The sequence below is a fragment of the Pseudomonas sp. LBUM1668 genome (genome assembly GCF_059695715.1).
In genome coordinates this window covers 148652-166341 of sequence record NZ_CP166787.1, presented here as the reverse complement: position 1 = coordinate 166341, position 17690 = coordinate 148652, and the positions used below count along the sequence as shown (strand labels likewise).

The 17690-nt window shown below is 61.2% G+C and carries 2 protein-coding genes; one reads left to right on the top strand and one right to left on the bottom strand.

Features of this window, described 5'->3' with window-relative positions:
• Nucleotides 1-29: 29 nt before the first annotated feature.
• Complete coding sequence (locus tag ACA061_RS00710) at nt 30-1382, bottom strand: TolC family outer membrane protein (RefSeq protein WP_150603984.1); 1353 nt, start codon at nt 1380-1382, stop codon at nt 30-32.
• A 357-nt stretch (nt 1383-1739) separates the two neighbouring features.
• Here ACA061_RS00710 and ACA061_RS00705 point away from each other — a divergent pair, with 357 nt between their 5' ends.
• A complete protein-coding gene (locus ACA061_RS00705; RefSeq protein WP_497300388.1) occupies nt 1740-17678 on the top strand; it encodes a LapA family giant adhesin in 15939 nt (5312 codons plus the stop codon).
• Nucleotides 17679-17690 lie beyond the last annotated feature (12 nt).

Sequence of the window (17690 nt, the reverse complement as noted above, 5' to 3'; positions counted from 1 at the left end):
GACACTCTTTAACAGTTGAAAGGGATAACTCAATTCATCCCAGGCAGCTGAACCTTGGGCTTCACGTCGTTCTGCACAACGGATGCCAACGGCGCGACCACTCCCTGGCTTCTGAGCAACTCGCCCATGGTCGCCTTGATTCGATACTGAGTAAATAACTGAATGTTTTTGATTTCAGCCAAACGCCGCGAAGCGGTGAACAACTCGTTTTCGCTGTCGAGCAAATCGAGCAGGGTACGCTCGCCGAGGCTGAACTGACGCTGGTAAGCGGTGCGCACCGAGGTGCTGTGATCGACGTACTGCTGCGCGATCGGCACCTGAGCGTTGGCGTTGTTCAGGGCATTCCAGGCCAAGCCAAGTTCTTCGTTCAACTGACGCAGGGCGTTGTTGCGGATGTCCAGCGCCTGGTTCGACAGGTACGACTTGGATTCCAGATCGGCCTTGTTGCTGCCGCCCGAATAGAGGTTGAAGCGCATGCGCAACATGGCCTGCCATTCGTTGCTGTGGCCGTTCTGACCGTCCAGATCGTTGTCGGCGGTGCGGCCCAGTTCAGCGTCGAAACGCGGGTAGAACGTCGACTTCGCGGTTTCGTACTGCTTCTCGGCAGCGGCGATGTCGGACTCGGCCGAACGCAGGATCGGGCTGTTTTCCACCATCTGCTGACGCGCTTCATTGAGGTTGGCCGGCATCATCGCCATGAACGGCGCCGGACGCTCCAGCTGATCAGGCATCTGGCCAACGGCGCTGAGGAAATTAGTTTCCGAGTCGGCGAGGTTGGTCTGCTCGGTGATCAGGTTATTGCGCGCCTGGGCCATCCGCGCTTCGGCCTGATCGAGGTCGGCGCCACTGCCGACGCCACGCTGGGTGCGCAACTGGATCTGGTCGTAAATGCGCTGGTGGCTCTTGAGGTTGTCCTCGGCCAGACGCACGAATTCACGACGGGTCAGTACATCCAGATAAACCTGGGCAACTGTCAGTCCGGTGCGCTCGGAAGTACCCAGCAAAGAGTAGGCGCGGGAGTTAACGGTGGCTTGTTGACGCCCAACTTCGCTGGAGGTCGCAAAACCGTCAAAAACCATTTGCGAGAGACGTAAACTTGACTCGCTACGGTTCAAAGTCTCCCAGTGATTGCCTCCGCCGTTGGCGCGGGTGGTTACGCTGTCGGTGCCTTCACGGCCATAACCGCCCAGCAGATCGACCTTGGGCAGGTATCCACCTTTTGCTGCTCTTAATTGATAATCCGCGGCCAAACGACTGTTGACCCCTGCCTGGATTTCCGGATGGACATCCAATGCCTGCTGCATGGCTTCTGGTAAGGATTGTGCTTGTACGAAAGACGCGGCGAGGGCGAAGGGTATGGCCTTGAGCAATTGCGAACGCATGGTAAAAATTTCCCAGAACTTCTTGTCTTGAATCACAGCTAAACGTGCTGCAGCGTCGGATGATTGGCGACTGGATTGACCGTATGTCGGAAAGTTCAAAACAGGAACTGGTTCACACGCAAAAGGACAGGTCGCCGCGGAATATCAATGTGACATTAGTGGGACGATTGTTTAGGATGGCACCCAGAAGGTCAATAGTTTGGCATAAAGTTAATAGCGAAAGAATATAGCCAAATTATTGACGAAAAACAGCGTCAATCTTGTATCGCAAATTTTTAAAGTACGTCCAGACTGAATTGGCATCCATGCCTTCAGGTCCATGGAAGTCAACTGAACGTGACACCCGGAGAGTCTTCAATGAGCAGTGTTGTTGCCATCGTCAAAAGCATTGTCGGTCAGGTATTCGTGGTGTCCCCAGAGGGCGTACGCCGCATACTCGTTGAAGGCGATCGACTGTATGTCGGCGATCAGATCGACACTGGTCTTTCGGGCGCCGTGTCGCTGGAATTGGCTGATGGCCGCACGCTGGATCTGGGTCGCGATACCCAATGGAGCGCCAGCGCGCCCGACTCAAGCACTGACTTGGCCGAAGCCACCGCGCAGGCTGCGCCGTCTGTAGAAGAACTGCAGCAGGCCATCGCCGCCGGTGTCGACCCGACTACCGCACTCGACGCCACGGCTGCCGGCCCAAGCGCCGCAGGTACGGGTGGTGCTGCCGGTGGCGGTCATAGTTTCGTGATGCTCGACGCCACGGCGGGTCGCGTTGATCCGACTATTGGTTTCCCGACGGCGGGCATCAATTCGGCCGGTCAGGCTGCACAGAACATCACCGGCGGCCAGACCACTGACACCACGACGAATGCCCTGCGTGATTCGACCCTGAGCCTCAGCGCCACACCGACCATCACCGAAGCCGGCGGCGTGCTGGTGTACACCGCGACCCTGACCCAGGCGCCGCTCACCGACCTGACCATCACCCTGTCCAACGGCTCGGTGATTGTGATTCCGGCCGGCTCGACCACCGGTACCGTCAACGTACCGCTGGCACCGAACGACTCGGTTTATAACGACCCGACCCAGATCGACGTGACCGTCACCGGCACCACCGGCGGCAACGGCATCACCGTGACGCCGCCGACCACACCGGCCACGACTCAGGTTACCGACACCATCGACACCACCACCGTCACTCTGACGACGGCGCCGAACGTCACCGAAGGCGGCCTGATCACCTACACCGCGACCCTGACCAACCCGGCGCAAACACCGGTCACCGTCACCCTGTCGAACGGCTCGACCATCACCATCGGCGCGGGCCAGACCACTGGCACCGTCAACGTGCCGACCCCGGCCAACGACGTCTATAACAACGGCAGCACCGTCAGCACCACCATCACTGGCGCTACCGGCGGCAATTTCGAAAACCTGGTGCCGAACCCGACGCCAGCAGTGACCACCATTACCGACTCGGTCGACAACACCGGCCTGACCCTGACCGCGACCGGCAGTGTCGTCGAGGGCGGCCAGATCACCTACACCGCGACCCTGACCAACCCGGCGCAAACACCGGTCACCGTCACCCTGTCGAACGGCTCGACCATCACCATCGGCGCGGGCCAGACCACTGGCACCGTCAACGTGCCGACCCCGGCCAACGACGTCTATAACAATGGCAGCACCGTCAGTACCACCATCACTGGCGCTACCGGCGGCAATTTCGAAAACCTGGTGCCTAACCCGACGCCAGCAGTGACCACCATCACTGACTCGATCGACAACACCGGCCTGACCCTGACCGCAACCGGCAGCGTCACCGAAGGCGGCCAGATCACCTACACCGCGACTCTGACCAACCCGGCGCAAACACCGGTCACCGTCACCCTGTCGAACGGCTCGACCATCACCATTGGCGCGGGTCAGACCACCGGCACCGTCAACGTGCCGACCCCGGCCAATGACGTCTACAACAATGGCAGCACCGTCAGCACCACCATCACCGGCGCTACCGGCGGCAACTTCGAAAACCTGGTGCCGAACCCGACGCCAGCAGTGACCACCATTACCGACTCGGTCGACAACACCGGCCTGACCCTGACCGCGACCGGCAGTGTCGTCGAGGGCGGCCAGATCACCTACACCGCGACTCTGACCAACCCGGCGCAAACACCGGTCACCGTCACCCTGTCGAACGGCTCGACCATCACCATCGGCGCGGGCCAGACCACTGGCACCGTCAACGTGCCGACCCCGGCCAACGACGTCTATAACAATGGCAGCACCGTCAGTACCACCATCACTGGCGCTACCGGCGGCAACTTCGAAAACCTGGTACCGAACCCGACGCCAGCAGTGACTACCATCACCGACTCGGTCGACAACACCGGCCTGAGCCTCAGCGCCACCGGCACGGTGGCTGAAGGTGGTTCGATCGTCTACACAGCGACCCTGACCAATCCGGCTGGCACGCCAGTGACCGTGACCCTGTCGAACGGCGCCGTCATCACCATCGACGCTGGTAAAACCACCGGCACCGTGACGGTTCCGGCGCCTGCCGATGACGTCTATAAAGACGCCGGCCAAGTCGAAGCAACCATTACCACTGCTACCGGCGGCAATTTCGAGAATCTTGTCCCGAGTACCACGCCAGCGGTGACCGAAGTCACTGACACCGTCGACACTTCGACCGTAAAACTAACCGCCGATACTTCGGTGGCTGAAGGTGGCACCGTCACTTACACCGCCACCATTGGCGCGCCAGTGACCGGCTCGCCGGTTGTCGTGACCCTGGCCAACGGTCAGAGCATCACCATCGCTGTCGGCCAGACCACTGGCACCGTGACCGCTGCCGCGCCGAACGATGCGCTGGTCGGTAATGCACCGCTGACCAACTCGATCACAGGCGTTTCCGGCGGCAACTACGAAGACCTCGTGGCCGACAAGACGCCGGTTTCGACTACCGTGACTGACGTCGCGGACACCACCAACCTGTCGTTGAGTGCAACCGGATCTGTGGCTGAGGGTGGCCAGATCACCTACACCGCAACACTGACCAACGCCGCTGGCTCGCCAGTGACCGTGACCCTGTCGAACGGCGCCGTCATCACCATCGACGCTGGCAAAACCACCGGCACCGTGACCGTTCCGGCGCCTGCCGATGACGTCTATATAGACGCTGGCAAAGTCGAAGCGACCATTGCAACGGCTACTGGCGGCAATTTCGAGAACCTGGTGCCGAGCACCGTTCCAGCCGTCACTGACATTACCGACACCGTCGATACCTCGACCGTAAAACTGACTGCCGACACCTTGATCGCTGAAGGTGGCATCGTCACCTACACCGCCACCGTTGGCGCGCCGGTAACTGGCTCGCCGGTCGTGGTGACCCTGGCCAACGGCCAGAACATCACCATCGCTGTCGGCCAGACCACTGGCACCGTGACCTTCACTGCACCGAACGATGCATTGATTGGGCAGGCTCCGGTCACCAACTCGATCACCAACGTGACGGGCGGCAACTACGAGAACCTCGTAGCGGACAAAACCCCGGTCAGCACCACCGTGACTGACACCACCGACACCACCAACCTGTCGCTCAGCGCCACCGGTTCGGTAAATGAAGGCGGCCAGATCACTTACACCGCGACCCTGACCAACGCTGCTGGCTCGCCAGTCACCGTGACCCTGTCGAACGGTGCCGTGATCACCATTGATGCCGGTAAGACCACCGGCACCGTGACCGTTCCGGCGCCTGCCGATGACGTCTATATAGACGCTGGCAAAGTCGAAGCGACCATTGCCACGGCTACTGGCGGCAATTTCGAGAACCTGGTGCCGAGCACCGTTCCAGCCGTCACTGACATTACCGACACCGTCGACACTTCGACCGTCAAACTGACTGCGACCGAGTCCGCTGCTGAAGGTGGCACCGTCACTTACACCGCGACTGTCGGTGCACCGGTGACAGGTTCTCCAGTGACCGTGACCCTGGCTAACGGCCAGACCATCACCATCGGTGTTGGCCAGACCTCCGGTACCGCGACAACGACTGCCCCGAACGATGCATTGACCGGTCATGCACCGCTGACCAACTCGATCACCAACGTAACCGGCGGCAACTACGAAAACCTCGTGGCCGACAAAACTCCAGTCAGCACCACCGTGACTGACGTAGCGGACACCACCAACCTGTCGCTGAGTGCGACCGGCTCTGTGGCCGAGGGTGGCCAGATCACCTACACCGCCACCCTTACAAACGCCGCTGGTTCGCCAGTGACTGTGACTCTGAGCAACGGCTCGGTAATCACCATTGAGGCGGGTAAGACCACCGGCACCGTGACCGTTCCAGCGCCAGCCGATGACGTCTACAAGGACGCCGGCAAAGTCGAAGTGACCATCAAGGACGCTACCGGCGGCAACTTCGAGAACCTGGTGCCGAGCAACGTTGCGGCCGTCACCGACGTGACCGATACCGTCGACACCACCACCGTCAAACTGACCGCCAGCGAAACCGCGGCTGAAGGTGGCAGCGTCATCTACACCGCTACCGTCGGCGCGCCAGTGACGGGTTCACCTGTCGTGGTGACCCTGGCCAACGGCCAGAGCATCACCATTGCTGTGGGCCAGACCACAGGCACTGCGACCGCTACCGCACCGAACGATGTATTGGCCGGCCATACACCGCTGACCAACTCGATCACCAACGTAACCGGCGGCAACTACGAAAATCTGGTCGCTGACAAAACCCCGGTCAGCACCACCGTGACCGACACCGTCGACACCACCACCGTTTCGCTGACCGCCACCGGTAACGTCAACGAAGGCGGGCAGATCGTCTACACCGCGACCTTGAACAACCCGGCCGGCACCCCGGTAACCGTGACCCTGAGCAACGGCTCGACCATCACCATCGACGCCGGCAAGACCACCGGCACCGTGACTGTTCCGGCACCTGCCGATGACGTCTATAAAGACGCCGGCAAAGTCGAAGTGACCATCAAGGACGCTACCGGCGGCAACTTCGAGAGCCTCGTTCCGAGCACCACGCCTGCGGTCACCAACGTTGCCGACACGATCAACACTACGCACCTGACCCTCAGCGCCGAAAGCTATGTGCTCGAAGGCACGTCGATCACCTACACCGCGACCCTGACCAACGCCGCGCAAACGCCGGTAACCGTCAACCTCAGCAACGGCCAGACCATCACCATCGAGGCCGGTAAAACCACGGGTTCGGTGACCATTCCGGCACCGAGCGATGACGTCTATAAAGACGTCAGCAAGCTCACCGTGACCATGACCGATGCAAGCGGCGGCAACTTCGAGAAGCTCGACGTCAGCAAGACGCCGGTCAGCACCACCGTCAATGACACCGTCGACAAGACCAGCCTGACCCTGACCGCAAGCGACACCGTCAGCGAAGGTGGCCAGATCACCTACACCGCGACTCTGAGCAACCCGGCCGGCACCGCCATGACCGTGACCCTGGCCAACGGCGCAGTCATCAACATTGCTGCCGGCGCCACTCAGGGATCGGTGAACTTCGCCGCGCCAGCGAACACGCCGTATATCGATGGCGGCAAAGTGCAGACCGCGATTGCCAGCCACAGCGGCGGCAACTTCGAGCAGGTCGATGCCAACCGTTCGGCGGTGGTCACCACCGTCACCGACACCGTCGACACCACCAATATCAGCCTGAGCGCGACCGGTTCGGTCGCCGAGGGCGGCTCGATCATCTACACCGCCACACTGACCAATGCAGCCGGCACGGCCATGACCGTGACCTTGAGCAACGGCGCGGTGATCAACATCGCCAAAGGCGCCACCACCGGCACCGCCACCGTCGCAGCACCTGGCGATGACGTGTACAAGGACGCCGGCAAAGTCGACGCGAGCATCACCAAAACTACCGGCGGCAACTTCGAGAACCTGGTGGTCGACAAGACCCCGGCCGTGACCGACGTGACCGACACCATCGACAACAGCACCGTATCGCTGACCGCCACGGCCAGCACCGTTGAAGGTGGCGTAGTGGTTTACACCGCGTCCGTCACCGCGCCGGTTACGGGTTCGCCGGTTGTCGTGACCCTGTCCAACGGACAGACCATCACCATCCCGGTCGGCGCCAGCAGCGGCAGCGTCAACTTCACTGCACCGAACGATGCACTCGCGGGTGGCAACACCCTGAGCGTGAAGATCGACGGCACCAGCGGCGGCAACTACGAAAATCTGGTGGCGGACAAATCGCCGGCCGTGACTTCGGTGACCGATACGGTCGACACCACCAATCTGTCGCTGAGTGCGACCGGCTCCGTGGCCGAGGGTGGCCAGATCACCTACACCGCGACCCTGACCAACGCTGCGGGCTCGCCAGTGACCGTGACTCTGAGCAACGGCTCTGTAATCACCATCGAAGCAGGCAAAACCACCGGCACCGTGACCGTTCCGGCCCCATCCGATGACGTCTACAAAGACGCTGGCAAAGTCGAAGTCACCATCAAGGAAGCGACTGGCGGCAACTTCGAGAACCTGGTTCCAAGCACCACACCAGCCGTGACCGACGTTACTGACACCATCGACACCTCGACCGTCAAACTCACCGCGACCGAATCGGCGGCTGAAGGCGGCGCTGTCACCTATACCGCTACCGTTGGCGCACCAGTCACTGGTTCGCCGGTTGTCGTGACCTTGGCCAACGGCCAGACGATCACCATCGGTGTGGGCCAGACCACTGGCACCGCGACAACGACTGCACCGAACGATGCGTTGACCGGTCATGCGCCGCTGACCAACGCGATCACTGACGTGAGCGGCGGTAACTACGAAAATCTGGTGGCCGACAAAACCCCGGTCAGCACGACCGTGACCGACACCACCGACACCACCAACCTGTCGCTGAGCGCAACCGGTTCGGTAAATGAAGGCGGCCAGATCACCTACACCGCGACCCTGACCAACGCTGCTGGCTCGCCAGTGACCGTGACCCTGTCGAACGGCGCGGTGATCACCATCGAGGCGGGCAAAACCACTGGTACCGTGACCGTTCCAGCGCCGAGCGATGACGTTTACCAAGATGCCGGCAAAGTTGAAGCGACCATTTCGACTGCTACTGGCGGCAACTTCGAAAACCTGGTGCCGAGCACTGTTCCGGCCGTTACCACCGTCAACGACACCATCGACACCTCCACCGTGTCGCTGAGCGCCACCGCGAACGTCGCCGAAGGCGAAACCGTGGTTTACACCGCGACCGTGACCGCCCCGGTGACCGGCTCCCCAGTCGTGGTGGCCCTGTCCAACGGCCAGACCATCACCATCGCCGTGGGCGAAACCACCGGCACCGTAAACTTCGTCGCGCCGAACAGCCCATTGGCGGGCGGCAGCTCGCTGAGCGTGACCATCGACGGCGCCACCGGCGGCAACTATGAAAAACTCGCTGTCGACGGCAAGCCCGCTGACACCGCGGTTTCGGACACCAACGACACCACCAACCTGAACCTGACCGCGACCGACTCGGTGGCTGAAGGTGGGTCGATTGTTTACACCGCTACGCTGACCAACCCGGCCGGCACTCCGGTTACCGTGACCCTGTCGAACGGCGCGGTGATCACCATTGATGCCGGCAAAACGTTCGGTACCGTTACCGTTCCGGCTCCGACCGATGACGTCTACAAAGATGCGGGCAAAGTCGAAGCGACTATTTCGACTGCAACTGGCGGCAACTTCGAAAACCTGGTGCCGAGCACTGTTCCGGCCGTCACCAACGTTACCGATACCATCGACACTACTATCGTCAAACTCACCGCGACCGAGTCGGCGGCTGAGGGTGGCGCTGTTACTTACACCGCAACTGTCGGCGCTCCAGTAACCGGTTCCCCAGTTGTCGTGACCCTGGCGAACGGGCAGACGATCACCATCGGCGTGGGCCAGACTACCGGCACCGCGACCACCATTGCGCCAAACGACGCGTTGGCGGGTCATGCGCCGATTACCAACGCGATCACTGAGGTGAGCGGCGGTAATTACGAAGATCTGGTGGCGGACAAGACGCCGGTTTCGACGAACGTCACTGACACTGTCGACACTACCAATCTCTCACTGACCGCGACCGGTTCTGTGGCCGAGGGTGGCCAGATCACCTACACCGCGACTCTGACTAACGCCGCTGGCTCGCCGGTGACTGTGACCCTGAGCAACGGCGCTGTGATCACCATTGAGGCTGGCAAAACCACCGGTACCGTTACCGTTCCGGCTCCTACCGATGACGTCTATAAAGACGCCGGTAAAGTCGAGGCGACCATTTCGACCGCCACCGGCGGCAACTTCGAAAACCTGGTGCCGAGCACTCTTCCGGCCGTTACCGACGTCACTGACACCGTCGACACCTCGACCGTGAAGCTGACTGCCGATACTTCGGTGGCTGAAGGCGGCACCGTCACTTACACCGCCACCGTTGGCGCCCCGGTGACTGGTTCGCCGGTTGTCGTGACATTGGCCAATGGTCAGAACATCACCATCGCTGTTGGCCAGACCACCGGCACCGTAACCGCTGCCGCGCCGAACGATGCGCTGGCCGGTAATGCACCGATCACCAACTCGATCACTGACGTAAGCGGCGGCAACTACGAAAATCTCGTCGCAGACAAAACCCCAGTCAGCACCACCGTGACTGACGTCGCTGACACCACCAACCTGTCGCTGACCGCGACCGGCACTGTGGCTGAAGGCGGCTCGATTGTTTACACCGCGACGCTGACCAACGCTGCCGGCTCGCCAGTGACTGTGACCCTGAGCAACGGCGCGGTGATCACCATCGAGGCGGGCAAAACGACCGGCACCGTGACCGTTCCGGCTCCGACCGATGACGTCTATAAAGACGCCGGCAAAGTCGAAGCGACCATTGCCACGGCCACCGGCGGCAATTTCGAGAATCTGGTGCCAAGCACCGTTCCAGCCGTTACTGACGTCACCGACACCATTGATACTTCGACGGTCAAACTGACTGCCGATACTTCCGTCGCTGAAGGCGGCACCGTCACTTACACCGCCACCGTTGGCGCCCCGGTGACTGGTTCGCCAGTTGTCGTAACCCTGGCCAACGGCCAGAACATCACCATCGCTGTTGGCCAGACCACCGGCACCGTAACCGCTGCCGCGCCGAACGATGCGCTGACCGGTAATGCACCGATCACCAACTCGATCACTGACGTAAGCGGCGGCAACTACGAAAATCTCGTCGCAGACAAAACCCCAGTCAGCACCACCGTGACTGACGTCGCTGACACCACCAACCTGTCGCTGACCGCGACCGGCACTGTGGCTGAAGGCGGCTCGATTGTTTACACCGCGACGCTGACCAACGCTGCCGGCTCGCCAGTGACTGTGACCCTGAGCAACGGCGCGGTGATCACCATCGAGGCGGGCAAAACGACCGGCACCGTGACCGTTCCGGCTCCGACCGATGACGTCTATAAAGACGCCGGCAAAGTCGAAGCGACCATTGCCACGGCCACCGGCGGCAATTTCGAGAATCTGGTGCCAAGCACCGTTCCAGCCGTTACTGACGTCACCGACACCATTGATACTTCGACGGTCAAACTGACTGCCGATACTTCCGTCGCTGAAGGCGGCACCGTCACTTACACCGCCACCGTTGGCGCGCCAGTGACCGGCTCGCCAGTTGTCGTGACATTGGCCAATGGTCAGAACATCACCATCGCTGTTGGCCAGACCACCGGCACCGTAACCGCTGCCGCGCCGAACGATGCGCTGGCCGGTAATGCACCGCTGACCAACTCGATCACAGGCGTTTCCGGCGGCAACTACGAAGATCTCGTGGCCGACAAGACGCCGGTTTCGACCACTGTGACTGATGTCGCTGACACCACGAACCTGTCGCTGACCGCGACCGGCACTGTGGCTGAAGGCGGCTCGATTGTTTACACCGCGACGCTGACTAACGCCGCTGGCTCCCCGGTGACTGTGACCCTGAGCAACGGCGCGGTGATCACCATCGAGGTGGGCAAAACGACCGGCACCGTGACCGTTCCAGCGCCGACCGATGACGTCTATAAAGACGCCGGCAAAGTCGAAGCGACCATTGCCACGGCCACCGGCGGCAATTTCGAGAATCTGGTGCCAAGCACCGTTCCAGCCGTGACCGACGTCACCGACACCATCGACACGTCGACCGTCAAATTGACCGCGACCGTGTCGGCGGCAGAAGGCGGCACTGTTACTTACACCGCGACTGTTGGCGCCCCGGTAACTGGCTCGCCAGTCACCGTGACTCTGGCTAACGGTCAGAACATCACCATCGGTGTTGGCCAGACCACTGGCACCGTGACCTTCACCGCGCCGAACGATGCGTTGACCGGTCATGCGCCAATTACTAACGCAATCACTGACGTAACCGGCGGCAATTACGAAAACCTCGTAGCCGACAAAACTCCGGTCAGCACCACCGTGACCGACACCGTCGACACCACCAATCTGTCGCTGACGGCGACCGGTTCTGTGGCCGAGGGTGGCCAGATCACCTACACCGCCACTCTGACCAACGCCGCTGGTTCGCCAGTGACTGTGACCCTGAGCAACGGCTCGGTAATCACCATCGACGCTGGCAAGACCACCGGCACCGTGACCATTCCTGCGCCATCCGATGACGTCTACAAAGACGCCGGTTCCGTCCAGGCAACGATCAAAACCGCCACCGGTGGCAACTTCGAAAACCTGGTACCAAGCACTGTTCCAGCAGTGACCAGCGTCACCGACACCATCGACACCACGACGGTGAAGCTGACCGCCACCGGTACAGCGGCTGAAGGCGGCAATGTCGTCTACACCGCTACCGTCGGAGCACCAGTCACCGACTCGCCTGTCGTCGTGACACTGGCCAACGGTCAGACGATTACTATCGGCGTCGGCCAGACCACTGGCACCGCGACCTTCGTTGCGCCGAACGATGCGTTGACTGGCCACGCGCCGATCACCAACTCGATCACCAACGTAACCGGCGGCAACTTCGAAAACCTCGTAGCCGACAAGACTCCGGTTTCGACAACCGTGACCGACACCGTCGACACCACCAACCTGTCGCTGACCGCGACCGGCAGCGTGGCCGAGGGTGGCCAGATCACTTACACCGCCACCCTGACCAACGCCGCTGGCTCGCCAGTCACCGTGACCCTAAGCAACGGCTCGGTTATCACCATCGACGCTGGCAAAACCACTGGCACCGTGACCATTCCTGCGCCATCCGATGACGTCTACAAAGACGCCGGTTCCGTGCAGGCAACCATCACCAACGCTACCGGTGGCAACTTCGAAAACCTGGTACCAAGCACTGTTCCGGCGGTCACCAGCGTTACCGATACCATCGACACTACTACCGTCAAACTCACTGCGACCACAACCGCAGCCGAGGGCGGCAACGTTGTCTACACGGCGACTGTCGGCGCGCCTGTCACCGACTCGCCTGTCGTCGTGACTCTGGCTAACGGTCAAACGATTACGATCGGCGTCGGCCAGACGACCGGCACCGCGACCTTCGTTGCGCCGAACGATGCGTTGACTGGCCACGCGCCGATCACCAACTCGATCACCAACGTAACTGGCGGCAACTACGAAAACCTCGTAGCCGACAAGACTCCGGTTTCGACAACCGTGACCGACACCGTCGACACCACTAACCTGTCGCTGACCGCGACCGGCACCGTGGCCGAGGGTGGCCAGATCACTTACACCGCCACCCTGACCAACGCCGCTGGCTCGCCAGTCACCGTGACCCTAAGCAACGGCTCGGTTATCACCATCGACGCTGGCAAAACCACTGGCACCGTGACCATTCCTGCGCCATCCGATGACGTCTACAAAGACGCCGGTTCCGTGCAGGCAACCATCACCAACGCCACCGGTGGCAACTTCGAAAACCTGGTACCAAGCACTGTTCCGGCGGTCACCAGCGTTACCGATACCATCGACACCTCCACCGTAAAACTCACTGCGACCACAACCGCAGCCGAGGGCGGCAACGTTGTCTACACGGCAACTGTCGGTGCTCCAGTAACCGGTTCTCCAGTTGTCGTGACCTTGGCTAACGGCCAGACGATAACCATCGGCGTCGGCCAGACTACTGGCACCGCAACAACAACCGCGCCGAATGACGCGTTGACCGGTCACACCCCGCTGACCAACTCGATCACCAACGTAACCGGTGGCAACTACGAAAACCTCGTAGCCGACAAAACCCCGGTCAGCACCACCGTGACCGACACCGTCGACACCACCAACCTGTCGCTGACCGCGACCGGTTCTGTGGCCGAGGGTGGCCAGATCACCTACACCGCAACGCTGACCAACGCCGCTGGCTCGCCGGTGACTGTGACCCTGAGCAACGGCTCGGTAATCACCATCGACGCTGGCAAGACCACCGGCACCGTGACCATTCCTGCGCCATCCGATGACGTCTACAAAGACGCCGGTTCCGTGCAAGCAACCATCACCAACGCCACAGGTGGCAACTTCGAAAACCTGGTGCCAAGCACAACACCAGCAGTAACCAGCGTCACCGACACCATCGACACCACCACTGCCAGCATCACCGGCAGCACCTCGGTAACGGAAGGTCAGACCGCCAGCTATACCGTCAGCCTGACGCACCCGGCGCAAACCGAGGTGACCCTGAAAATCGTCTACAGCGGCACCGCTGCCGACGGTTCGGACTTCACTGGCGTGTACACCGTGAAGATCCCGGCCGGCGCCAGCAGCGCGCAGTTCAACGTCGCGACCCTCGATGACAAGATCACCGAAGGCACCGAGAACTTCGTGGTCAAGATCGACACGGCCACTGGCGGCAACTTCGAGAATCTGGCGGTCAGCACCACCAATGGCAGCGTCAGCACCTCGATCATCGACAACGATGCGCCACCGGTTATCGATCTGGACGCCAACAACTCCAGCGGTGCAACCGGGGCCGATTACAAGGTGACTTTCACCGAAAATACTCCGGGCGCAGGTGTGTCGATTGCCGACACCGATATCAGAATCACCGATCCGGACAGCACCATGCTGACCGGCGCCACCGTCGTGCTGACCAACCGTCAGGACGGCGATGCGCTGAATCTGGGCAACAGCGTCAACGGCATCACGATCAATGCCAACAGCACCAACGGCACTGTCACCCTGACTCTGTCGGGTAACGCGACGCTTGCCGATTACATGCAGGCGATCAAGAACATCAGCTTCACCAACAACAGTGAAGATCCGAGCACGGTGCCGCGCATCATCACCGTGACCGTGACCGATGGCGGCAACTACTCCAACACCGCGACCACCACGGTCAACGTGCTGCCAGTCAACGATGCACCGGTTGCAGCGCCGATCAATGTCACCGGCACTGAAGACACCCCGCTGATCCTCGGCTGGTCGACCTTTGGTGTGACGGACGTCGACAGCCCGGCCAGCAGCCTCGGGGTGAAAATCACTCAGTTGCCGGGCGAAGGCAAACTGCAGTACCTGGACGGTTCGACCTGGAAAGACGTCGCCAACAACCAAACCTTCAGCAAGGCTGACATCGACGCTGGCAAGCTGCGTTTCATGCCGGACGCCAACGAGTCGGGTGTGAACGGTTACGGCGGCACCGGCATTGGCAACAAACAGGCTGACTACGCGCAGATCAAGTTCCAGCCAACCGACGGCCAATTGCTGGGCAACACCGGCACCGTGAAGATCGACATCACGCCAGTGGCGGATGCCCCGACCTTGGGCGTTGCCGATAACAGCGTGAAGTCGACCGGGCTGATCAAGGAAGTCTGGACCGGCCTGTCGGGCCTGGGCACCAACGGCAACGGCGCAGATTCGACCACGCTGAAAAACGTGATCGACGGCGCTGGTACGCCGAATTCCAGCGGCAGCGTGACCAACGTGCAGTCCGACGGCAGCGTGACCGCTGGCACCGCTTCAAAGACGTCCGGCCTGATCTTCCTCGAAGCCGGCAAGACCTACACTTTCAGCGGCATCGCCGATGACAGTCTGCTGATCACCATTGGCGGCAAGAATGTGGCGTCGGGTACCTGGGGCGCGGGCGGCGCGATCAACGGATCGTTCACCCCGACCACCAGCGGCTACTACACGCTGGACATCTACCACCACAACCAGAGCGGCCCAGGCAGCTATGACGTGAACCTGTCGGTCAACGGCAGCACGCCGATCGACCTGAGCAGCGCCGGCGTGCCGATCTACACCGGCGTGCAGGATCTGGTGAATTCCGGCGTGACCGTCTCCGACCTGCACGGTACTAACGGCGAAGGTTATTACGACGGCTACAAGCTCAACACCGGCGCCGAAGGCACCACGGTGAAACTGTCGGCGATCAACACCGCCCTGACCGACACCGACGGCTCGGAAACCCTGAGCGTGAAGATCAGCGGCGCGCCGGTCGGTTCGGTACTGAGCGACGGCGCCGGCCATAGCTTCACGGTCACCGCGAGCAACGGCGAAGCCAACGTCACCGGTTGGAGCCTCGGTAGCCTGACCGTGACCCCGCCGACCTACTACAACGGCCAGTTCAACCTGACCGTGACATCGACCTCCACCGAAGCCGTGGGCGGTTCGGCCAGCAGCACCGCGACCATTCCAGTCACCGTGGTGCCGGCGGTCTACAACGCCATTACCGCAACGTCGGCTGACGACACTGTCGTCGGTACTGACGGCAACGACATCGTTGTCGCCGACATCGGCGGGCTGACCGTGGTGCCGGGCACCAACTACAACATCGCGTTCATGGTCGACAGCTCCGGCAGTATGAGCACCTCTTCGCTCAACGCCGCGAAGGACTCGCTGACGTCGGTGTTCAACACCCTCAAGCAGAGCCTGGGCGGCAGCAACTCGGGCACGGTGAACATCTTCCTGGTGGATTTCGATACCCAGGTCAATAAATCGGTGTCGGTGAACCTTAACGATCCAAATGCGCTGACGCAGCTCAAGGCAGCGCTGGACTCGATGACGTCCGGCGGCGGCACCAACTACGAGGATGTGTTCAAAACCACAGCCAACTGGTTCCAGAGTGCTGATGCAGTGGCCAACGCCGGCGCGAAGAACCTCACGTACTTCATCACCGACGGCCAACCGACTTACTACCAGGCCAGCGAGCAGACCAATCCGACGCTGTACGGCAGCGTGAAGTTCGACAGTGTGGTGACGACCAGCAACTACAAGCTGGGCGATACCTTCAGCACTTACATCGACAACACGCATTACCTGAGCATCAACTCCAGCGGCTTTGCCCAGTTGCAGACGTACTCCAACCGTTATGGCTGGTCCACCACCAATCTGGGCACCGTACACGCTCAGGGTGACGGCACTTACGAGCTGTCCGGCCTGGCAGGTAGCGGTAACAGCACCGACTGGTACACCACCAGTAACTCGACCAGCAGCTTCTCGTTGCTCAGCAACCTGTCGAACGTCGAAGCCATCGGCCTTAACAGCGGCGTCAGCCTCAGTGACCTGAAACCGTACGATTCGGACGGCGTGCCGCAGACCAACATCGATCCGAAGGATCTGGCCAACTCGATCATCGGCCACACCGAAGCGACGATGCCGGGCAACGACACCGTCAACGGTGGCGCCGGCAACGACATCCTGTTCGGCGATCTGGTCAGCTTCAACGGCATTGCCGGCGAGGGTTACCAGGCAATGCAGGCGTTCGTCGCCAAGGAAACCGGCGTCGAGGTCAGCAAAGTCAGCACCAGCAATGTGCACCAGTACATCACCGAGCACTATCAGGCGTTCGATGTATCCGGCTCGCATGACGGCAACGACACCCTGTTGGGCGGCGCGGGCAATGACATCCTGTTCGGCTCGGGCGGCAATGACGTACTCGACGGCGGCAAAGGCAATGACATCCTGCTGGGCGGCACCGGCAACGACACACTGATGGGCGGTCAGGGCAATGACATCCTGATCGGTGGTTCCGGTGCCGACACCTTCGTCTGGAAGTCGGGTGATACCGGCAACGACGTGATCAAGGACTTCAAAGCCGCCGAAGGTGACCGTATCGACTTGCGTGATCTGTTGCAGGGCGAAACCGGCAGCACCATCGACAACTTCCTGAAGATCACCACGGTCGATGGCACGTCGTCGCTGCAAGTCAGCTCGGCAGGCAAGTTCAACTCCGGTGACGCTGCCGCAGCAACGCCGGACGTGACGATCAAACTGGAAGGCAACAACTGGTCGAGCGCCAACATCCACAACCTGATTGCCGGCAGCGACCCGACCATCAAAGTCGACCACAACAACAGCTGATCCGCGTGCAAA